This window comes from Pseudomonas sp. HLS-6 TE3448 (assembly GCF_053629555.1).
On the sequence record NZ_JBRJIO010000001.1, the window covers coordinates 2,259,554 to 2,278,214 of the forward strand.

Annotated in this window: 17 protein-coding genes, 1 tRNA gene and 1 pseudogene; 8 read left to right on the plus strand and 11 right to left on the minus strand. The window is 58.6% G+C overall.

Features of this window, described 5'->3' with window-relative positions; all coding sequences use genetic code 11:
- Positions 1–24 precede the first annotated feature (24 nt).
- Positions 25–753, plus strand: coding sequence for a hypothetical protein (locus AB7M23_RS10415; protein WP_454240776.1), 729 nt, complete (start codon positions 25–27; stop codon positions 751–753).
- 235 nt (positions 754–988) lie between these two features.
- On the opposite strand, the pseudogene AB7M23_RS10420 reads toward AB7M23_RS10415, so the two are convergent.
- Positions 989–1,297, minus strand: a pseudogene (locus AB7M23_RS10420) (transposase); the annotation flags it as partial.
- Positions 1,298–1,710: 413 nt separating this feature from the next.
- On the opposite strand from AB7M23_RS10420, the gene AB7M23_RS10425 reads away from it, so the two are divergent.
- The 3 genes from AB7M23_RS10425 to AB7M23_RS10435 all read left to right on the plus strand — a co-directional run bounded on the left by AB7M23_RS10425 (position 1,711) and on the right by AB7M23_RS10435 (position 4,048).
- Positions 1,711–2,835: an alkene reductase gene (locus AB7M23_RS10425; RefSeq protein ID WP_454240777.1), complete on the plus strand. Its 1,125-nt coding sequence runs from the start codon at positions 1,711–1,713 to the stop codon at positions 2,833–2,835.
- Positions 2,836–2,928: 93 nt separating this feature from the next.
- On the plus strand, positions 2,929–3,234 hold the full coding sequence (locus AB7M23_RS10430; protein ID WP_454240778.1) for an ArsR/SmtB family transcription factor: 306 nt from the start codon (positions 2,929–2,931) through the stop codon (positions 3,232–3,234).
- 352 nt (positions 3,235–3,586) lie between these two features.
- The gene (locus tag AB7M23_RS10435; RefSeq protein ID WP_454240779.1) at positions 3,587–4,048 is read left to right on the plus strand and encodes a hypothetical protein; all 462 of its coding nucleotides are present in this window, start codon (positions 3,587–3,589) and stop codon (positions 4,046–4,048) included.
- A 197-nt stretch (positions 4,049–4,245) separates the two neighbouring features.
- Here AB7M23_RS10435 and AB7M23_RS10440 read toward each other — a convergent pair whose 3' ends face one another.
- Together AB7M23_RS10440 and AB7M23_RS10445 are read right to left on the minus strand one after the other, a co-directional pair.
- Positions 4,246–5,208 (minus strand): DMT family transporter, encoded by a 963-nt coding sequence (locus AB7M23_RS10440; RefSeq protein ID WP_454240780.1) that lies wholly within the window; start codon positions 5,206–5,208, stop codon positions 4,246–4,248.
- Between the two features lie 15 nt (positions 5,209–5,223).
- Positions 5,224–5,460, minus strand: a complete 237-nt coding sequence (locus AB7M23_RS10445; RefSeq protein ID WP_065758858.1) for a hypothetical protein — start codon at positions 5,458–5,460, stop codon at positions 5,224–5,226.
- A 122-nt stretch (positions 5,461–5,582) separates the two neighbouring features.
- On the opposite strand from AB7M23_RS10445, the gene AB7M23_RS10450 reads away from it, so the two are divergent.
- Positions 5,583–6,464, plus strand: coding sequence for a LysR family transcriptional regulator (locus AB7M23_RS10450; RefSeq protein ID WP_454240781.1), 882 nt, complete (start codon positions 5,583–5,585; stop codon positions 6,462–6,464).
- Positions 6,465–6,721: 257 nt separating this feature from the next.
- Here the strand turns inward: AB7M23_RS10450 and AB7M23_RS10455 are convergent, their stop codons facing one another.
- The 6 genes from AB7M23_RS10455 to AB7M23_RS10480 form a co-directional block, all read right to left on the minus strand.
- On the minus strand, positions 6,722–8,083 hold the full coding sequence (locus AB7M23_RS10455; RefSeq protein ID WP_454240782.1) for a purine-cytosine permease family protein: 1,362 nt from the start codon (positions 8,081–8,083) through the stop codon (positions 6,722–6,724).
- A 14-nt stretch (positions 8,084–8,097) separates the two neighbouring features.
- Positions 8,098–8,772 (minus strand): cysteine hydrolase family protein, encoded by a 675-nt coding sequence (locus AB7M23_RS10460; RefSeq protein WP_065758855.1) that lies wholly within the window; start codon positions 8,770–8,772, stop codon positions 8,098–8,100.
- 595 nt (positions 8,773–9,367) lie between these two features.
- Positions 9,368–9,589: a formate dehydrogenase subunit delta gene (locus AB7M23_RS10465; RefSeq protein ID WP_065758854.1), complete on the minus strand. Its 222-nt coding sequence runs from the start codon at positions 9,587–9,589 to the stop codon at positions 9,368–9,370.
- The gene (gene fdhF, locus AB7M23_RS10470) at positions 9,586–12,474 is read right to left on the minus strand and encodes a formate dehydrogenase subunit alpha (protein ID WP_454240783.1); all 2,889 of its coding nucleotides are present in this window, start codon (positions 12,472–12,474) and stop codon (positions 9,586–9,588) included. The genes AB7M23_RS10465 and fdhF overlap by 4 nt, the downstream gene beginning before the upstream one ends.
- Complete coding sequence (locus AB7M23_RS10475) at positions 12,471–14,033, minus strand: formate dehydrogenase beta subunit (protein WP_454240784.1); 1,563 nt, start codon at positions 14,031–14,033, stop codon at positions 12,471–12,473. The genes fdhF and AB7M23_RS10475 overlap by 4 nt, the downstream gene beginning before the upstream one ends.
- Complete coding sequence (locus AB7M23_RS10480; RefSeq protein WP_454240785.1) at positions 14,030–14,506, minus strand: formate dehydrogenase subunit gamma; 477 nt, start codon at positions 14,504–14,506, stop codon at positions 14,030–14,032. The genes AB7M23_RS10475 and AB7M23_RS10480 overlap by 4 nt, the downstream gene beginning before the upstream one ends.
- A gap of 387 nt (positions 14,507–14,893) precedes the next feature.
- Between AB7M23_RS10480 and AB7M23_RS10485 the strand changes: the two genes are divergently transcribed.
- Positions 14,894–15,523, plus strand: coding sequence for a hypothetical protein (locus AB7M23_RS10485; RefSeq protein WP_454240786.1), 630 nt, complete (start codon positions 14,894–14,896; stop codon positions 15,521–15,523).
- 106 nt (positions 15,524–15,629) lie between these two features.
- Here the strand turns inward: AB7M23_RS10485 and AB7M23_RS10490 are convergent, their stop codons facing one another.
- Both AB7M23_RS10490 and AB7M23_RS10495 read right to left on the minus strand, forming a co-directional pair.
- Positions 15,630–16,127, minus strand: a complete 498-nt coding sequence (locus tag AB7M23_RS10490) for a GrpB family protein (RefSeq protein WP_454240787.1) — start codon at positions 16,125–16,127, stop codon at positions 15,630–15,632.
- 119 nt (positions 16,128–16,246) lie between these two features.
- A tRNA-Leu gene (locus AB7M23_RS10495) sits at positions 16,247–16,331 on the minus strand.
- A 108-nt stretch (positions 16,332–16,439) separates the two neighbouring features.
- Here AB7M23_RS10495 and queA point away from each other — a divergent pair.
- Positions 16,440–17,489 carry a tRNA preQ1(34) S-adenosylmethionine ribosyltransferase-isomerase QueA gene (queA, locus tag AB7M23_RS10500; protein WP_065758841.1) on the plus strand — a complete coding sequence of 350 codons (1,050 nt, stop codon included), beginning with the start codon at positions 16,440–16,442 and terminating at the stop codon, positions 17,487–17,489.
- A 14-nt stretch (positions 17,490–17,503) separates the two neighbouring features.
- Positions 17,504–18,619 carry a tRNA guanosine(34) transglycosylase Tgt gene (tgt, locus tag AB7M23_RS10505; RefSeq protein WP_176717408.1) on the plus strand — a complete coding sequence of 372 codons (1,116 nt, stop codon included), beginning with the start codon at positions 17,504–17,506 and terminating at the stop codon, positions 18,617–18,619.
- Positions 18,620–18,661: the final 42 nt, after the last annotated feature.

An 18,661-nucleotide genomic window follows, 5' to 3' on the forward strand; every position in this document is an offset into this window, starting at 1 on the left:
CGCAAAAGGAGTGGAGTCAGGTTTATGAGTTTCTTCAAAGTTGACGGTTTAAATACGGATAGCTTCGCGCACGATGAAACCATGCGCGCGCTGCTGCAGGGCTGGAAAAAGTCGATTGATCGTTACCTGAGCAATGTTGAAAAAGCTACCGGTGAGTCATGCTGCGACGCGCCTTGGTGGTACAACGAGCGCACCAGTATCAGCGTGCTGGCGGGCGCAGCATGGATTAATCAGTGGTCGGCGCTTGAGGAGTACAGCACGACCAAGCGTGGCGCCCCTGACGAAAATCTTGAAAAAAGTCATCGCACCGGGCGTGCTGATCTGATGGTGCAAACTTCGGAGGTATCGTTTGCATTTGAGGCAAAGCAAGCGTGGCAACGTATTGGCACACGCACCGTAGAGGGGGCCCGTAGCAAAAACATTTTCAAGAAAAAGGACTCCGCTTGGAAGGACGTTAAAGAGTTGAGCGTTCGAGAGGCTGATTATCGCTTTTCAGCAACCTTTGCCTCGCCTTCATTTCCAGACTCAGACTTCCTGAAGTTTTTGGAAATGCCGGGAAAGAAGCCAGTCACTGCATACATCAAGTCTTGGTACGAAGAGTTGCTGGAGCAATTGAGCAATCAAACACGTGGGCGAACCCATTACCTTGCGGCCTACTTTCCAGACCCTGAGAGCGGATTGGTTACTAGCAATCATGGTTTCCATTACCCGGGGGTTGTCCTCATTCTTGAGCAATGCCAGAAGGGTAACTGAAGGCTCATCACGCCAACTAAACAAATCGCCCCTACCAGGCGATGGCAGGGCGCTGACGCCCCCCGCTTTTTAGCGGGGGCGTTTTCTAATCCCAAGGCTGCGGAAAACAGTAGCTCCCGCAGAAAAACCACATGCTCTGCGCGGACCCTTGTGGGAGTTGGCTTGCCAACGATGCTGGCGCCGCAGACTGGTTGACACCCCGCTGACGCTATCGCAGGCAAGCCTGCTCCTATAGATTGTGGACTTCATCTTCAAGGCTTAACCGGCAAAACCAGCGATACGCCAGGTTCAAATGGGCCTCTTCGCACAGCCGACGCTCTGAGCGAATGCCGTAGCAATAGCCCACGATCAGCATGCGGATCATCAGTTCAGGATCAACCGACGGACGCCCGATCGGGCTATAAAAATCGGCGAGGTAATGGCGCAAGTCGCTCAGATCGAGGCACTGATCAATGCTGCGCAGAAGGTGATTGGCGGGGATGTGATCTTCAAGGTTGAAGGAGTAAAACAGTCGCTCCTGCCCACTCGATAACTGTCCCATCATGCTGCTTGCGTCCCTGCTGACCGATGCGAAGATTCTGCCGCAGGCCAGACAGGGGAACTACTTTTTCAACAGAATCGGCCAGAAACGGTCATTAACAGATTACAAAATCCTGGCCGATGCAGACTGCTGTATCTGGTTCTGGGGCGAGGTGTGAAGATAAGTTTTGCCTCGATGCCAGGGAGACTCAGTCCGTCAGAGGGTATGTGCCTGGGCTACAGCTAGTCCATTCCAGGATCTCTGGGGCGGCTGAAGAGATCTAAATATTTGCATTTCTAGATATGTAGATTAAAATCTCGACCATTCGGCAGCCCCTTGATCAGCGCTCCTATTGAACGTGCGTTGAGCTAAAGCCGTCTCAGAAGCGAGATGAAGCGCCTCTTTAAATCTATATTTCTCGATATCTGGATTTGTTAATGAATAGAAACAAACTGTTTAGCTCGACAAAGATCGGCCCCTATGACCTCCGTAATCGTATTGTGCTGCCGCCCCTCACTCGCTCGCGTAGCTCGCAGCCAGGGAACATCCCCAACGACTTAATGGCGACCTACTACCGACAACGAGCTAGTGCGGGTTTCATGGTCACAGAGGGAACTCAGATCGAGCCACGAGGCCAAGGCTATGCTTGGACTCCGGGAATTCACAGCCAAGAACAAATCGAAGGCTGGAAGAAAGTCACCGAAGCGGTACATGCAGAGGGTGGTGTAATTTTTGCGCAGCTCTGGCACGTTGGTCGGGTATCCCACACCTCGCTGCAGCCAAATGGCGATGCTCCTGTAGCGCCATCAGCGCTGCCAGCACGGAGCGTGAAGGTGTTCATCGAAACGGGACCAGGTACCGGTACCTTGGCGGATCCGTCTGAGCCAAGGGAGCTTTCCACTGCAGAGGTGAAAGAGCTCGTCCAGCTCTACGCCAAAGCAGCACATAATGCTCTAGAGGCCGGTTTCGATGGGGTAGAGCTGCACTGCGCCAATGGTTATCTGGTAAACCAATTCATCTCAGCGCACACCAACTGCCGCACGGATGAGTATGGTGGCAGCCTGCAGAACCGCCTGCGATTCTTGCGCGAGATAACACAAGCTGTTGCTGACGTGGTGGGCGCTGATCGTTTAGGTGTTCGATTTGCTCCACTGTTTGCAAGCACCGATGAGCTTCGGGTCTATCTAGGCCTTGTGGAAGATAATCCACACGAGACTTACATTGAGGCCGTCAAAGTGCTCGAGGAAATCGGTGTCGCTTACTTGTCGCTGGCCGAAGCAGACTGGGATGAGGCTCCAGAGCTGCCAGATACATTCCGCAACGCTGTACGAGGGGTCTTCAGTGGCCGCATTCTGTATGCGGGGAAGTACACAGCGGAGCGTGCCACCGCAGCGATTGACGCTGGCTGGGCTGACTTAATCGCCTTTGGTCGCGCCTTCATTGCCAACCCAGACCTTCCACAACGGATCGCCAATGGCTGGCCGCTCAATCCACTGGATGCCAACAGCATGTATGGTGGTACCGATAAAGGGTATGTTGATTACCCCTTCTTCAAAGGCTGACAGCGCCAGAGCTGCGCGCCTCGTCGGAGTGCGCGCAGCAACTGAGATCGAAATATCGTAAAATAGCGAAAAGCCAGCCATGTGCCACTTACTATGAACATCGATCTCAGCGAAGCGCTAAAGGCTCTGGATAATCCCACACGCCTCGCCATCCTCACCTTGCTCAAGAATCCAAGGAAGAACTTTCCCGAGCAGGAAGCAGATCCTGATCAGCTTGGTGTGTGCGTAAGCATCATCCAGGAAAGAGTAGGGCTGTCCCAGTCGACCGTATCAAACTACCTCGCAGCCCTTCAGAGAGCTCAGTTGGTTACGTCTCAGCGCATTGGTCCCTGGACTTACTACAAACGCAATGAGAAGAAGATCGAGCAGTTGCTGAATGCGCTTGAGAAGACCATTTGATACTTGGCGTCGAATAGCTGCTGCATATCGGTGTTGTTGTAGCTCTCAGGCGGTGTGAGCTTCGCCGATCACGAATGGCTGCTTCTGGCCGACAGATGCCCATCGTGAAAGGCAACTGTGGGGCAATTCAATGCGCCGCATGAGCGAGCCCTTGCTGCAAACCGGTAATGGTAATTCCCCCGTTTGATTGGCGAGTCGCGATCAGGCTCGCTAGCCTTGGCCAGGGGCGCTGTGATTTACCTGCGATTGTGTGTATCGCCACGACTTCGTTCTTTCGTGTTGGTGCGACGCGTAGTTGGGGCAACTCAGCAAGCACAGGCTCAGAAACCCGTTGAGCAGATGAGGTGGCGCTATGAACAAGGCAGTCTTTGCCGTGCTGGCCATTACGGTACTTGCGCAATCACCGGCTTATGCCATCAGCGAAAAGTACCGTAAGCAGCTGGAGCAGTCGGGGTGCACCCAGATGAGCGAGCTTCAGGGGTGCGATATCACCAAGAGCAAGGCCGAAAATGCCAAGGCGGGGTTTGTTGAGCCCGCAGCACCGGCAGCAGACAGCACCAAAAGCCAGACCCCATACGCCGGGCAGTGGGTGGCTAAAAGTGCTTCAGGTGCGACGGTTGCCACCATTCGTATTGATGAAAAAGAGCATGTTTGGGTGAACGGCAAACCGGTCAAAGCCAAACGCACCGATGGTGGGCTGCAATTTCGGGCTGGCACGATCCTCTTCATGATTCAGGGGGATCGGCGGCTGAAGGATGAGGATTACTGGACTGATAGTGATGCCGGGACCAAAGGCCTTATTCAGGCCGAATGATGGCGGGGTTTGCAGCCCTCTGTGCGCACTGGCCACTTCTCACTGATCAGAAACGTTCGTCAATAATCGCTGGCAGCGCCAAGCGCACGAGCTGTACGACGTCGAGCACCGGGATCAGGTAGCCCAGGCGCAAAAGGTCACCTCTGGCCGCCCGCTTTTGCTCGACGCGCGTCTTCGTCGTTTTGGAGGGGATTAAGTCAATTTTCGCGGTAGATACCTTCATTCAGGCGTTGATCGCTTGGGGTTGCCCGATTGCAGATCAGGATGCCTGTGATGATCAGGGCGCCTCCTATCAACATCGGACTCGTCAGTTGCTCACCGAGCAACAGTGCGCCCAGCAGAACGGCGGTTAGCGGGTTAAGAGCAATGAACACCCCGGAGCGTGTGACGCCGATTGTCTGGATGCCCTGGTAGTACCAGATGTAGGCCAATGCGGAACCTATTGCACCCAGGTACAGCAGGCTAAAAAAGTCGCCTGTGGATAGCGCACTCACTGAAGCAAAATTGAATTGCCCTGTAGCGGTGGCTGTCGCCGTCAGCATCGCTGCGCCAGCCCAGATGGAGTAGGTCACTGTATGTAAGGAGCCAATTTCGTTGACTATGGTTTTGCAGAACACGCTATAGACCACCCAGCTCAATACGCACCCGAAAATTAAGGCATCACCGCGCCAGTCGCTGTTCTCCGCAAGAAAGGTGTTTGGTGATGTACTGAAAATCACCGCTGCCGCACCCATAAGGCAGAGGCCTATTCCGGAGGTCTTCGTAAACGTGAGTTTTTCCCGGTAAAAGAGGAAGGAAAAAAGGGCCATTACTGCTGGGTTGAGGGCGACGATCAGTGAGGCCCGGGATGCGGTGGTGTAATGGAGCCCATAAAAGAAGAAAAGGTTGTAGGTGTATATGCCGCAGAATCCAAGGCCAAGTATTTTCACCAGTTGAGATCGGTTGATCTTGATAAACATTTTTCTGGAGAAAATCAGGAATAGGGTAAGCGTAGCGCCAGCAAGCATGAACCTCAGGCTTGCCGACAGCATTGGTGGGGTGTCGGAAGAAATGTAGCGACCCGCAACAAACGTTCCGCCCCAAATGATCGCCACCAAGGATAGCTTGAGGTAAGTGAGGCTGTCGGACGCAGGTGTTCTTGCTTTTGATTGAAGGAGCATGATGTAAGCCTGACGTCAGAGTATGGAGGTGGACTTGAATGTGTATGAGTTATCTAGAGCCTGAAGTCTCGGGTTGACCTCGTTAACGTAGTTGCCGGTAATGGCCTCAAACACCGATAGTGTTTGTTTGGATGGTTCTTTAATTTCATTCCTGAGTGCGTATTGGCCAGCCATTCCATACGAAGCCAAGAGTGGTCCATTGATCTCTGGCCATAGCGCCGATACGCCTTCAGTTTTCCATTGAGCGCCCATAAAAATCTCCTTGATTACTGCGATGTCAAAAGGCGCCTAGGCCTATCTCGTTATGCTTCAGTGTTCTATCCTTATGCTGAATTGGGCTCATATGGAAATGAGTGATTACTCATGGTTGTGCGATGACGCTGACTCAGCTCGAAATTTTTATCGTCGTCGCCGGGCGACGTGGGTTCACGCTGGCGGCTGCCCAACTGGGGATCTCCCAGTCAGCGGTGTCTCATGCCATCAGGGCGCTTGAGCAGGAGCTGGGCGTTGAGTTGCTTTTTCGGCACCAGGGCCAGGTCGAATTGACGGACATTGGGGCAAGGTTGCTCCAGCGCGCTCAATCGATGCTCGGGCTGGCTGATGCAATTCGACAAGAAGCCTCTGATGCGCGGAGCATGAAGCTGGGCACCCTGCGCATCGGTTCATTTGGCCCCACGTCATCACAACGATTGCTGCCGCGAATCCTTGCCGACTACCGCAGGATCTATCCTGGTATCGAGGTACATGTGGACGAGGGGCCCGACCGCCAGGTCGTTCAGTGGCTATTGGATAGGCGAGTGGACGTTGGGTTCGTTGCCCTGCCGGAGGCCCAGTTCGATACCTACCCGTTGATCGAGGACCAAATGGTTGCCTTGCTACCTTGTGGGCACCGTTTGGCGGCCAAGGAGGCGGTGACGTTGAATGACTTGTGTTCAGATCCGTTCGTACTGACAGAAGCCGGTTCGTCTGAGTTGGTTTCGCGACTCTTTGTGGCCGCGAGATTGAACCCCCAAATCCGCTATAGAACCTCTCAGCTAATGAGCACCTTGGCTGCAGTGGCGCGGGGCGATGCTGTGACGGTAGTAGCCGAATCCGCTTTGCCTGAACGTGATGCCTCGCAGTACCTCACGAAAGTGCTCGACCCGGCAGTCAGGCGACATGTTGGGATTGCCGTGTTGGACAAGAGCCAATCGTCGCCGGCAGCACGGGCTTTCATTGCCTTGTCTGTGAAGATCTTTCGCAATCAAGTGGTTTGACCTCATGGGCACGCAAGAACCATGGAATCTCCCACAGAACATGCAGTGTTTTGCATGGATCCCTGTGGGAGTTGGCTTGCCAACGATGCAGGCGCCGCCGACGGGTTGGCACCCCGCTGACGCTATCGCAGGCAAGCCTGCATCCCACATAGAACGCCGATGTTCTGCGCCGATCCCTGTGGGAGTTGGCTTGCCAACGATGCAGGCTCCGTGGACGGGTTGACACCCCGCTGACGCCTGCATCCCACGCGTTGCGCTTACACCTTCGCGGTCACGCCTTGCAGGGCTGTGCGCTTGTTCATCAGCCAGTAGTAACTGAGTGCCGGGAACACCAGGCCGACGGCCCATGCCAGGTCAACGCCTTGCAACGCGGTGGCAATCGGCCCGGCGTAAAGCGAGGTGTTCATAAACGGTACTTCAAGCAGGATGGTACTCAGAAACACGCCGATGGCGATCCAGTTCACCCGGCCATAGATACCCTTTGGCTCGAAGATGTCGGCAATCTGGTAAACGCCTTTGCGCAGCGCGTAGTAGTCCACCAGGTTGATGGCCGTCCAAGGGATGAGGAAGTAGCTCATGAAGAAGATGAAGTTCAGGAAGAACTGGATGAAGTCATCTTGAGCCAGTGTGCATAAGCCGGTGGCGGCGGCGCAGATGATGAACATGAACCCGGCCCTTGCGAGAGGGGTTACTTTCAGCGGGGCGAACGGTTCGATCACCGTGACGGTCGACATGAATGCGCCGTAAAGGTTGAACACGTTGATGGCGACCTGGCCGTACAGAATGAACGCGAACATCAGCAGCGTTCCACCGCCGAGCAGCCCCACCAGGTTCAAGCCCACATTGTCTGCAAAGCCGGCCATGGCCTTGGCCAGTACGGCACCGAGCAGCATCATCCAGCTGCCGCCGATGACAGTGCCCAGGTAGCTGTACCAGAACACGTGCCGGGTCGGGGTGCTGGTGGGCAAGTAGCGGGAGTAGTCCGCCACATACGGCGCATAGGACAACTGCCAGGTGACTGCAATGCTGACCGAGGCCAGGAAGCTTGCCAGGTGGAAGCCCTGTGGTGACCATTGCTCAGGCGCCACCGGAAGCGCAAGCGCCAGCAGCGTAGCCGTACCAAACACGCCGATGGAGATGAACGAGAGGGCCTTCTGCAGGCGATGGATCAGTTGGTAGCCGAACAGGGCGACCAAAAAGCACAGTACGCCGAGCAGGACGATGTTGCCCTCGTTGCTGAGCGGGCTCGTGGTGGCGACGGCCTGGGCGGCGAGCAAGGTGTTGCTGACGAAGAACCCCAGGTAGATGAGCATGACGAACAGCAGCGGCACTATCGCGCCGAATACGCCGAACTGGGCTCGGCTCTGGATCATCTGCGGTATGCCCAGCCTCGGCCCCTGGGCGGAATGCGAGGCCATGAAGATCGCGCCGATCATGGAGCCCAGCAGGATGGACAGTGCGCTCCAGAACAGGTTGAGCCCCAGGCTGATCGGCAGCACACCCGCAGCAACGGTGGTGATGTTGGCGTTGGCGCCGAACCAGACAAAGAACAGTGAGCGGGGCTGGCCGTAGCGCTCATGTTCTGGAATGAAATCAATGCTTCTGTTTTCTATTTTCATGGCAGTCTCCGCGTTCAGCAGTCACGGGCAAGGCGGTTTTCGAAGCTGTGGATCGCTTCGACGAACGCTTCGGGGTGGAAGGCGAGGTGATCAGGTTCGAGTGTTCGCACCGAAGACGCCGGTTGGTTTTGCCAATGGCGAAGGAGATGCGCGGTGGAATAGATTTCCAGCCCGTAAATCCAGTTGGAGAGGATCAGCAGCGATGAGTAATGCGCTGCCAGCGTCGTTGCCGTGCAGGCATCTGAAACGAGGCTGAGCTGGAAGTCATGTTGGTAGGCATCGAACAGGCTGGTCATCACGCACACATCGGTCAGCACGCCAAACACCACCAGGTGGCGGATCCCCCGGCTGTGTAACATCTGGGCCAGCCGGGTGCCATGAAAGGCGCTGTAGCGGTGCTTGTCGATCACCACATCGCCGGCCTGTGGGGCCAACGCGTCGATGATCTCAATAGCAGGCGTACCTGCCAGGTAACTGGTCGGCTTGCCGTGCTCGTCCACGGGTTCGCCGGGGGCCAGGTCCCGGCCTTGCGCATCGTTGACGTGGCGGGTGTAGAACAGTGGGATACCCAAGCCCCGGGCGGCGTCGATCAGCGAGGCCGCGTTGGCGACTACGTGGTCAAATCGTTCTAGTGCAAAGCCATCTTCTTTCTGCAAGTCGATAACGAGCACTGCGGTTGTGTTGGTCATCAAGGTCTTCCGGGTGCAGGTCTCCAGGAACGGGCGATTGAAACCGTTTCTAGGGAACCATCGGATAAGGGGCCGCAGCACACCGACAGGGCGGGCGCTACGGTAATGATCGAGAAGAGCTCTCGTCGGGAAGACCGATCAGACTATCTGCCAGAAACCATTCTGTTTGGCCGCAACGCAGGCCGGTAGGCGTTTGAGCATGACCCGCAATGGCGCTGCTGCGCGCCGGAGAAAACCTCTCATGGCACCGGTTGGCAACGCACGCTCACGCCCACAGGCTTTCGGCCAGTGACAGGCATGGGTATTGCCAGTGGGTAATGAGCGATTGGCCATTTGAGGTGCGTCTCGGATGGATTGCCAGAAGGTTCAGCAATATCCGGGCCAGGGATAATGCAGCTCTGTAAGGCGCGTTCTTGAGCGGTTGCGTTTTCAGGTGTTACGTTTGGTATTTGGAATGCCATAATACTGTGCTACCAAGCGTAGCATCAGAACGGTATCCCGCTTCTTTCTGACGCAGCTGCTTCACCCTCTTTAAATGCCCCATAGGTGCCTCGCGCGGCCTGATAGCCGCGCGAGGCCAAGGCCCTGTGTGAACCTAAGCCTCCCAGCCCGAGCCACTGAGCGCTGCCTGCACCAAGGGGTGCAAGTCAGCGCCTTTGTGCGCCGTCTGCCAGGCCAGCAATTCCTTGCGCATGGCGGGCGTCCAGAACATCTGCAAGTGATTACGCACGCCGAGCACGGCCTGTTGCGGGTCGGGTTCGCTGGCGAAGTACTGGGCGATCTGGTTGGCCATCTTGATCAGGTTGGCAGTGCTCATCGGCGTCCCTCGGTGTGTGTGCCGGCAGTGCGAGCCTGGCGGCGTTCGTCGAGCAAGCGCTGTTGTTCGTCACTGAATTCCTGATAACGCTTCTGCCACTCGGAAGGGTGGTAGACGCGGCTGACTTCCACGGCGGTGACCTTGTACTCCGGGCAGTTGGTGGCCCAGTCGGAGTTGTCGGTGGTGATGACGTTGGCCCCCGACTCAGGGAAGTGGAAGGTGGTGTACACCACGCCTGGCGCTACCCGTTCAGTCACCCGTGCGCGCAGTACGGTCTGGCCGGCGCGGCTGCCGATGCCTACCCAGTCACCTTCGTTGATGCCACGGCTTTCGGCGTCGGTCGGATGGATTTCCAGGCGGTCTTCTTCGTGCCAGGCGACGTTGTCGGTACGCCGGGTTTGGGCGCCGACGTTGTATTGGCTGAGGATGCGCCCGGTGGTCAGCAGCAGCGGGTAGCGGCTGTTGACCTTTTCCTCGGTGGGCACGTAGCCGGTGAGCATGAAGCGCCCCTTGCCGCGCACGAATTCCGTGATGTGCATGGTGGGCGTGCCTTCCGGTGCCTCGGCGTTGCACGGCCATTGCAGGCTGCCGTGGCGGTCCAGGGCGGCGTAGCTGACGTTGCTGAAGGTCGGCGTCAGGCTGGCGATTTCATCCATGATTTCTGACGGGTGCTGGTAGTGCATCGGGTAGCCCAGGGCGTTGGCCAGGGCCATTGTGCCTTCCCAGTCAGCCTTGCCACCCAAAGGCTCCATGACCTTGCGTACCCGGGAGATGCGCCGTTCGGCGTTGGTGAAGGTGCCGTCCTTTTCCAGGAACGAGCTGCCCGGCAGGAACACGTGGGCGAACTTGGCGGTTTCGTTGAGGAAAATGTCCTGCACCACCACGCACTCCATGGCCGACAGCGCTGCGGTGACGTGCTGGGTATTGGGGTCGCTCTGGGCGATGTCTTCGCCTTGGCAGTACAGGCCCTTGAAGCTGCCACCCAAGGCGGCCTCGAACATGTTGGGGATGCGCAGGCCGGGGTCCGGTTGCAGGGTGACGTGCCAGGCCTGTTCGAACTGCGCCCGTATCACCCCGTTGGAGATATGCCGGTAGCCGGGCAATTCGTGGGGGAAGGAGCCCATGTCGCAGGAGCCCTGAACGTTGTTCTGCCCACGCAGCGGGTTCACGCCCACGCCTTCGCGGCCGATGTTGCCGGTGGCCATGGCCAGGTTGGCGATGCCCATGACCGCCGTGCTGCCCTGGCTGTGTTCGGTGACGCCCAGGCCATAGTAGATCGCCGCATTGCCGCCCGTGGCGTACACGCGGGCAGCCGCACGGATGTCGGCAGCCGCGACGCCGCAGACGGGGCCAAGGGCTTCCGGCGAGTTTTCCGGGCGGCTGACAAACTCGCGCCAGCGGGCGAAATCGCTGCCCTCGCAACGGGCGTCGATAAAGGCCTGGTTGAGCAGCCCCTCGGTAACGATGACATGGGCCAGGGCGTTGAGCATTGCCACGTTGGTGCCCGGGCGCAGGGCCAGGTGCAGTTCGGCGCGGGCATGCACCGAGTCCACCAGATCAATGCGTCGTGGGTCGATGACGATCAGTCGTGCGCCTTCACGCAGGCGGCGTTTGAGCTGGGAGGCGAACACCGGGTGGGCGTCGCTGGGGTTGGCGCCGATCACCAGGATCACGTCGGCCTGCATCACCGAGTCGAAACTCTGGGTGCCGGCGGATTCGCCAAGGGTTTGTTTCAGGCCATAGCCGGTCGGCGAGTGGCAGACCCGTGCACAGGTGTCGACGTTATTGTTGCCGAAGGCGGCGCGCACCAGTTTCTGCACCAGGTAGGTTTCTTCATTGGTGCAGCGGCTGGAGGTAATGCCACCAATGGCGTCGCGGCCGTATGTTTGCTGCAACCGGCGGAATTCGCTGGCGGCGTAGGTCACAGCCTCATCCCAGCTGACTTCCTGCCAGGGGTCGTTGATGTGCTTGCGGATCATCGGGGTGGTGATGCGATCCGGGTGGGTGGCGTAGCCCCAGGCAAAGCGCCCTTTGACGCAGGAGTGGCCGTGGTTGGCCTGGCCGTTCTTGTCTGGAACCATGCGCACCAGTTGGTCGCCTTTCATCTCGGCGCGGAACGAGCAGCCCACACCGCAATAGGCGCAGGTGGTGATCACACTGTGTTCGGGTTGACCCTGTTCGATCACGCTTTTTTCCATCAGGGTCGCGGTAGGGCAGGCTTGCACACAGGCGCCGCAGGACACGCATTCCGAGTCCAGGAAGTCCTCGCCACCGGCAGCCGCGACCCGCGACTCGAAGCCGCGCCCGGTAATGGTCAGGGCAAAGGTGCCCTGGGTTTCTTCGCAGGCACGCACGCAGCGGTTGCAGACGATGCACTTGCTCGGGTCGTAGTCGAAGTAGGGGTTGGAGGTGTCTTTCTGGTCGGCCAGATGGTTGGCGCCCTCATAGCCGTAACGCACCTCGCGCAGGCCGACCTGGCCGGCCACGGTTTGCAGCTCGCAGTTGCCGTTGGCCGAGCAGGTCAGGCAGTCCAGCGGGTGATCGGAGATGTACAGCTCCATCACGTTGCGGCGCAGGGTCGCGAGCTTCGGCGTCTGGGTGTGCACGCTCATGCCTTCACTGACCGGCGTGGTGCAGGACGCCGGGTAGCCGCGCATACCGTCGATTTCCACCAGGCACATGCGGCAGGAGCCGAAGGCTTCCAGGCTGTCGGTGGCACACAGTTTGGGAATGGTGGTGCCCATCAGCGCAGCGGCGCGCATCACCGAGGTGCCTTCGGGCACGCTGATGCTGCGGCCGTCGATCTTCAGGGTGACCTGCACCTGGCTGTCGCGGGCCGGGGTGCCGAGGTCGATATCGGTGTTCGGGTCGAAGAGCGTGATCATTGGTCGGCCTCCGAGGGCTGCAGACCGAAGTCGGCGGGGAAGTGCTTGAGGGCGCTGGCCACGGGGTAGGAGGTCATGCCGCCCAGCGCGCACAGGGAACCGTACTGCAGGGTGTCGCACAGGTCCTTGAGGATGATCACCTGCTCATCGCGACCGCGCTGGTCGGGTGCGGCCAGCAGGCGGTCGATCACCTCCACGCCCCGGGTCGAGCCGATGCGGCAGGGGGTGCATTTGCCACAGGATTCCTCGGCGCAGAACTGCAGGGCGAAGCGCGCCATGTGGGCCATGTCCAGGCTGTCGTCAGCCACCACCACACCCCCATGACCGAGCATGGCGCCAATGGCGGCGAAGGCTTCGTAATCCAGCGGCGTGTCGAACTGCCCGGGCGGCACCCAGGCGCCGAGCGGGCCGCCGACCTGGGCGGCCTTTAGTGGTCGGCCACTGGCGGTACCTCCACCGTAGTCTTCCACCAGCTCCCTGAGGGTCAGGCCAAAGGCCCGTTCCACCAGGCCGCCGTGACGAACATTGCCCGCCAGTTGGAAGGGCATGGTGCCCAGGGAGCGGCCCATGCCGTAATCGCGATAGAACTGCGCACCCTTGGCCAGAATCAGCGGCACCGAGGCCAGGGTCAGCACGTTGTGCACCAGGGTCGGCAGGCCGAACAGGCCCTGCAAGGCGGGAATGGGGGGCTTGGCACGGACGATACCGCGCTTGCCTTCGAGCGAGTCCAGCAGCGCGGTTTCTTCACCACAAATGTAAGCGCCGGCACCGACGCGCACCTCCAGATCGAAGGTCAGGCCGCTGCCGCCGACATTGGCGCCGAGGTAACCGGCAGCCCGGGCGATATCCAGTGCCTCGCGCAGTGTGGCTACGGCCTGTGGATACTCCGAGCGCACATAAATGTAGCCGTAGCTGGCCCCGACGGTGAGACCGGCAATGGCCATGCCTTCGATCAGCAGGAAGGGGTCGCCTTCCATCAGCATGCGATCGGCGAAGGTGCCGGAGTCGCCTTCGTCGGCGTTGCACACCACGTACTTCTGCGCCGCCTGTGTGCCGCGCACTGTGCGCCACTTGATGCCGGCCGGGAAGGCTGCGCCGCCACGGCCGCGCAGCCCCGAATCGAACACCACGGTCGCGGTCTGCTCGCCACCCAGGGCAATGGCCTGGGTCAGGCCTTCAAAGCCACCATGGGCCCGGTAATCGTCCAGGGACAGCGGCCGGGTAATACCGGCGCGGGCGAACAGCAGGCGCTGTTGGCTTTTCAGATAGGGCAACTGCTCCACCGGGCCCAAGGCCAGCGGGTGGGCGGACGGATCGCCGTGCAGCGCATCGAGCAGGGAGGGCACATCGGCAGCGGTCAGCGGGCCGAAGCCTATTCGGCCTTGCGGGGTGTCCATCTCCAGCAGCGGTTCCAGCCAGTACAGGCCACGAGCGCTGGTGCGTTGCAAGTCCAGCGGCAGGTTACGCTCCCGGGCCTGCGTGGCAAGGGCGGTGGCTACCGCATCGGCACCCACGGCACGGGCAAGCGAATCACAGGGCAGGTAGAGGCGCGGCATCATGCGTCCTCCTGGCAAGCATCGAGCAGGGCATCCAGGCGCTCGGCACTGAGCCGCGCATGCACCTGGCCATCCAGCTCCAGGGCTGGCGAGCAGGCACAGGCACCAAGGCAATACACCGGGCGCAGGCTGATGTTGCCGTCGGCGCTGCTGCCGTGGTCGTCCAGTTGCAGGCGTTCGCGCAACTGCGCGGCGAGCTGCTCGGCGCCGCGACTCTGGCAGGACTCGGCCCGGCACAGGCGCAGGATATGCCGGGCCGGCGGCGCGGTGCGAAAGTCATGGTAGAAGCTGATGACCCCACGAACCTCGGCCTGGCTCTGGTTCAGGGCATGGGCAATCTCGGGGACGGCGGCATCGGGGATGTAACCGATGCTTTCCTGAATCTCATGAAGAATCGGTAACAGTGCGCCGGGTGCGCCTTTGTGGCGCTCCAGCAGACGGGTGACCAAAGGCAGGTGCAACATCTCATCAGGCATACAACATTCCTCACGGTCACGAGCAAACCAGACGGTTGTCGATTGTCCGAGAGTGTCGGCTTCGGCACTCACACCACGTCACGGTAGCGTGGCATGTTCAGGCCGTTGGCCAGGCACCCTGAGCGGGCATCTTGTTGGGCCCCGTGCGGTATTTGCCGCACCTGTTCAGGGCATAACAGGCAGCTTGCCACGCCTCTGTTGATTCATCTGCACCAAAGCGACGTGCTCTGTTCTTTCTGCGACTACCTATTGAGTCTAGAAGAGTACGGCCTGGTGTGTCGTCCTTGGCGGTGGTTCGGCGCAATTTCCGGGATGCTCCTACAGTCGCTAAGGAAGTCTCTTTGATTAAAGACGGAAAAAGTTTATTGCGGTCCAGTGAAGATAAATATGATTCTGTTTTTCGTGCTGTGCCAAACCCTATATCAAATACAAGAGGTGATTATGGCGATTTTACATCCCACGCGGCAGGATTTTTCGGGTCTCATTCATTTGCCAAACATTGCTACCGAAGTGCGTGGTGCGGTTACGTATACCCAGAGCAATGGTTTTGGACCCACAACCTGGGACAAGGCATTCAATGCATGTAAGCAAGCGGCGATAATACGAGGTCGACATCGCCCGGATGTAATCTGGGCACAGGTTCCAGAAAAGTTCTCCAGCCTCAGTCAGCGTTCGCAATGGGACGTAATGCTCCAAACCGCCTATGATCGAGCGTTGCATCGATTTGGTCGCGTTGATCACATAAAGCGTTGCAGGAATGAAAGCGGTTACGGGTTGTACTATTATTTTGGAAATGAGTTTGTCGTTGTTGAGCATACCAGCGACACTAACAGCGTCGTAATAGTAAATAACGTTCCCAAGGTCTATGGTCATTTTCATATAGAAAAAGGTATAAATATTACTAGCGGTGCCGGAGATTGTTTTGCTGTGGAGCGTGCTGTTCGTTTGTCAGTTTGGTCGCCGCTTATCGCACATGATGCTCGTCCGAATTTTGGCCATCACATCTATTATTTGTAATGCTCCTGTGCAGTGGTTATAAAAATAAGGGGAGCTTTATCATTGAAGCAGGTATCTGCATGCTTGGCGCAAGGCCAAGTCCTGCTACGCATCAGGAAGCTGCCTCCTAGGCCGCCCCCATTACTCCGTCGATAAAAGGCGCCTTCTTTGCCAGGTATTCACCGATGCCTCCGGTGTTGCTGGCTTCCAGCTCAAGTTTCAAGTCTTGATACTGCTGGCGAATAACGGGGTCGCGCCTGAGGCGATCCCGGAAGCGAAGCATGCGTTCGATTTGACGATGGCCTGTGAGGCAAACGTGGGCCTTATGGGTTCGTATGCCATCAACATCGCGGCGATAAAAATGGTGGCCTGCGGACAGATCACTTCCCCGGGCGTAGCCGAGCTCACGCATGACGGTGTCTCGACGGGCTTCGTTCAGGTGCGCCGAAACTTCAATGAGAAGGTCAATCTCAGGCTTGGCTGCAAGCCCTGGAACAGCGGTGCTTCCGACATGGTGAATGGCAACAAGCTCTGCGCCGAACGCCGCCTTGATCTGCTCTTTGGCGGTTATAAAGAGGGCAGGCCATCGGCTGTCATAGAGGGATATCGTACTGGTCAGCCCCATGGTGGTTCTTCCTTGAATCCGCAGGCAGGCATCGGCGTAGCGCAGGCACAAAAAAACCGGCTCAATTGGCCGGTTTTTCTGGATCTGAAGGTTGGTAGAACCGTTCAGTTACTGCTGTTTGGTGCCCCGAGGGAGACTCGAACTCCCACTCCTTTCGAAAACGGATTTTGAATCCGCCGCGTCTACCAATTCCGCCATCAGGGCTTGTGGACGCGGAGTATAAAGAGGTGCCTACCGTTGGTCAATCAGCTTTCATGGTGAATTTTTGTCGATTCCGCTAAACTTTCCGGCCCTGTCAAACCGAACACCATCATGCGCGTCGCCGATTTTTCTTTTGAGCTCCCTGATTCCCTGATCGCCCGCCATCCTTTGGCCGAGCGCCGCAGTAGCCGGCTGTTGACCCTCGACGGGCCAACAGGGGCATTGGCGCACCGGCAATTCACCGATTTGCTCGAGCACCTGCGCCCGGGCGATCTGATGGTGTTCAACAATACCCGGGTGATCCCGGCGCGGCTGTTTGGCCAGAAGGCCTCCGGCGGCAAGCTGGAGATTCTGGTCGAGCGTGTGCTGGACAGCCACCGCGTGCTGGCCCATGTGCGCTCCAGCAAGTCGCCCAAGCCCGGTTCGCAGATTGTGATCGACGGCGGCGGTGAGGCCGAGATGGTCGCGCGCCACGATACGTTGTTCGAGCTGCGTTTCGCCGAAGAGGTGTTGCCGCTGCTCGACCGCGTCGGGCATATGCCGCTGCCGCCGTATATCGACCGCCCGGATGAAGGTGCCGACCGCGAGCGTTATCAAACCGTGTACGCCGAGCGTGCCGGTGCGGTGGCCGCGCCAACCGCTGGCCTGCATTTCGATGAAGACCTGCTGGCGAAGATCGCCGCCAAGGGCGTCGACACGGCATTCGTTACCTTGCACGTAGGGGCGGGCACCTTCCAGCCGGTGCGGGTAGAGCGCATCGAAGACCACCATATGCATAAAGAGTGGCTGGAGGTCAGCCAGGACGTGGTCGACGCCGTTGCCGCCTGCCGTGCGCGTGGCGGTCGGGTGGTGGCGGTGGGCACCACCAGTGTGCGTTCGCTGGAAAGCGCCGCGCGCGATGGCGTGCTCAAGCCGTTCAGCGGCGACACCGACATCTTTATCTTCCCGGGCCGGCCGTTTCATGTGGTCGATGCCCTGGTCACCAACTTCCATCTGCCCGAGTCCACGCTGCTGATGCTGGTTTCGGCCTTCGCCGGTTACCCGGAAACCATGGCTGCCTATAAGGCCGCGGTGGAAAACGGTTACCGCTTCTTCAGTTACGGTGATGCCATGTTCATCACCCGCAATCCGGCGCCACGTGGGCCCGAGGATCAAGCATGAGTCGCACCTGTCGTATGTCCTTTGAGTTGCTGGCTACCGACGGCAAGGCCCGTCGGGGTCGGTTGACCTTCCCCCGTGGCGTGGTGGATACCCCGGCGTTCATGCCGGTGGGTACCTATGGCACGGTCAAGGGCATGCTGCCGCGGGATATCGAGGCGATTGGTGCGCAGATCATCCTCGGCAACACCTTCCACCTGTGGCTGCGCCCGGGTACCGAGGTCATCAAGGCCCATGGCGACCTGCACGACTTCATGCAGTGGAAAGGCCCGATCCTCACCGACTCCGGTGGTTTCCAGGTGTTCAGCCTGGGCGCCATGCGCAAGATCAAGGAAGAGGGCGTGACCTTCGCCTCGCCGGTAGACGGCTCCAAGGTGTTCATGGGCCCGGAAGAGTCGATGCAGGTTCAGCGCGACCTGGGCTCGGACATCGTGATGATCTTCGACGAGTGCACCCCGTACCCGGCCGATGAAGACGTGGCACGGGTATCGATGGAGCTGTCGCTGCGTTGGGCACAGCGCTCGAAGAACGCCCATGGCGACAGCACTGCGGCGTTGTTCGGTATCGTTCAGGGCGGCATGCACCAGGACCTGCGCATGCGGTCGCTGGAAGGCCTGGACAAGATCGGCTTCGATGGCCTGGCCATCGGTGGCTTGTCGGTGGGCGAGCCGAAGCATGAAATGATCAAGGTGCTAGATTACCTGCCAGGGCAGATGCCTGCTGACAAACCTCGTTACCTTATGGGGGTAGGCAAGCCGGAAGATCTCGTTGAGGGTGTGCGCCGCGGCGTCGACATGTTCGATTGCGTGATGCCTACGCGCAACGCGCGTAACGGTCATCTGTTTGTCGATACAGGCGTGCTTAAAATCCGCAATGCGTTCCATCGCCATGATGATTCGCCGCTGGACCCAACCTGTGATTGCTACACCTGCCAGAACTTCTCCCGCGCTTATTTGCATCATCTGGATAAATGCGGCGAAATGCTGGGTAGCATGTTGAATACCATCCATAACTTGCGACATTACCAGCGCTTGATGGCTGGTTTGCGCGAGGCTATTCAACAAGGTACATTGGCCGCTTTCGTTGATGCCTTCTACGCCAAGCGCGGGCTGCCTGTGCCGCCTTTGGATTGATGTTTTGCCGACCCTTACAAGTACTATTTCGCAACTGGAGTG

Bases quoted from the DNA above. Each gene is read 5' to 3' on its own strand.
- AB7M23_RS10455 (WP_454240782.1), bottom strand. From the start codon at position 8,083: ATGAAAATAGAAAACAGAAGCATTGATTTCATTCCAGAACATGAGCGC.
- AB7M23_RS10490 (WP_454240787.1), bottom strand. From the start codon at position 16,127: ATGGGGCTGACCAGTACGATATCCCTCTATGACAGCCGATGGCCTGCC.
- AB7M23_RS10480 (WP_454240785.1), bottom strand. From the start codon at position 14,506: ATGCCTGATGAGATGTTGCACCTGCCTTTGGTCACCCGTCTGCTGGAG.
- AB7M23_RS10450 (WP_454240781.1), top strand. From the start codon at position 5,583: ATGACGCTGACTCAGCTCGAAATTTTTATCGTCGTCGCCGGGCGACGT.
- AB7M23_RS10445 (WP_065758858.1), bottom strand. From the start codon at position 5,460: ATGGGCGCTCAATGGAAAACTGAAGGCGTATCGGCGCTATGGCCAGAG.
- tgt (WP_176717408.1), top strand. From the start codon at position 17,504: ATGTCCTTTGAGTTGCTGGCTACCGACGGCAAGGCCCGTCGGGGTCGG.
- AB7M23_RS10440 (WP_454240780.1), bottom strand. From the start codon at position 5,208: ATGCTCCTTCAATCAAAAGCAAGAACACCTGCGTCCGACAGCCTCACT.
- AB7M23_RS10485 (WP_454240786.1), top strand. From the start codon at position 14,894: ATGATTCTGTTTTTCGTGCTGTGCCAAACCCTATATCAAATACAAGAG.
- AB7M23_RS10460 (WP_065758855.1), bottom strand. From the start codon at position 8,772: ATGACCAACACAACCGCAGTGCTCGTTATCGACTTGCAGAAAGAAGAT.
- AB7M23_RS10430 (WP_454240778.1), top strand. From the start codon at position 2,929: ATGAACATCGATCTCAGCGAAGCGCTAAAGGCTCTGGATAATCCCACA.
- AB7M23_RS10475 (WP_454240784.1), bottom strand. From the start codon at position 14,033: ATGATGCCGCGCCTCTACCTGCCCTGTGATTCGCTTGCCCGTGCCGTG.
- fdhF (WP_454240783.1), bottom strand. From the start codon at position 12,474: ATGATCACGCTCTTCGACCCGAACACCGATATCGACCTCGGCACCCCG.
- AB7M23_RS10435 (WP_454240779.1), top strand. From the start codon at position 3,587: ATGAACAAGGCAGTCTTTGCCGTGCTGGCCATTACGGTACTTGCGCAA.
- AB7M23_RS10465 (WP_065758854.1), bottom strand. From the start codon at position 9,589: ATGAGCACTGCCAACCTGATCAAGATGGCCAACCAGATCGCCCAGTAC.
- queA (WP_065758841.1), top strand. From the start codon at position 16,440: ATGCGCGTCGCCGATTTTTCTTTTGAGCTCCCTGATTCCCTGATCGCC.
- AB7M23_RS10415 (WP_454240776.1), top strand. From the start codon at position 25: ATGAGTTTCTTCAAAGTTGACGGTTTAAATACGGATAGCTTCGCGCAC.
- AB7M23_RS10425 (WP_454240777.1), top strand. From the start codon at position 1,711: ATGAATAGAAACAAACTGTTTAGCTCGACAAAGATCGGCCCCTATGAC.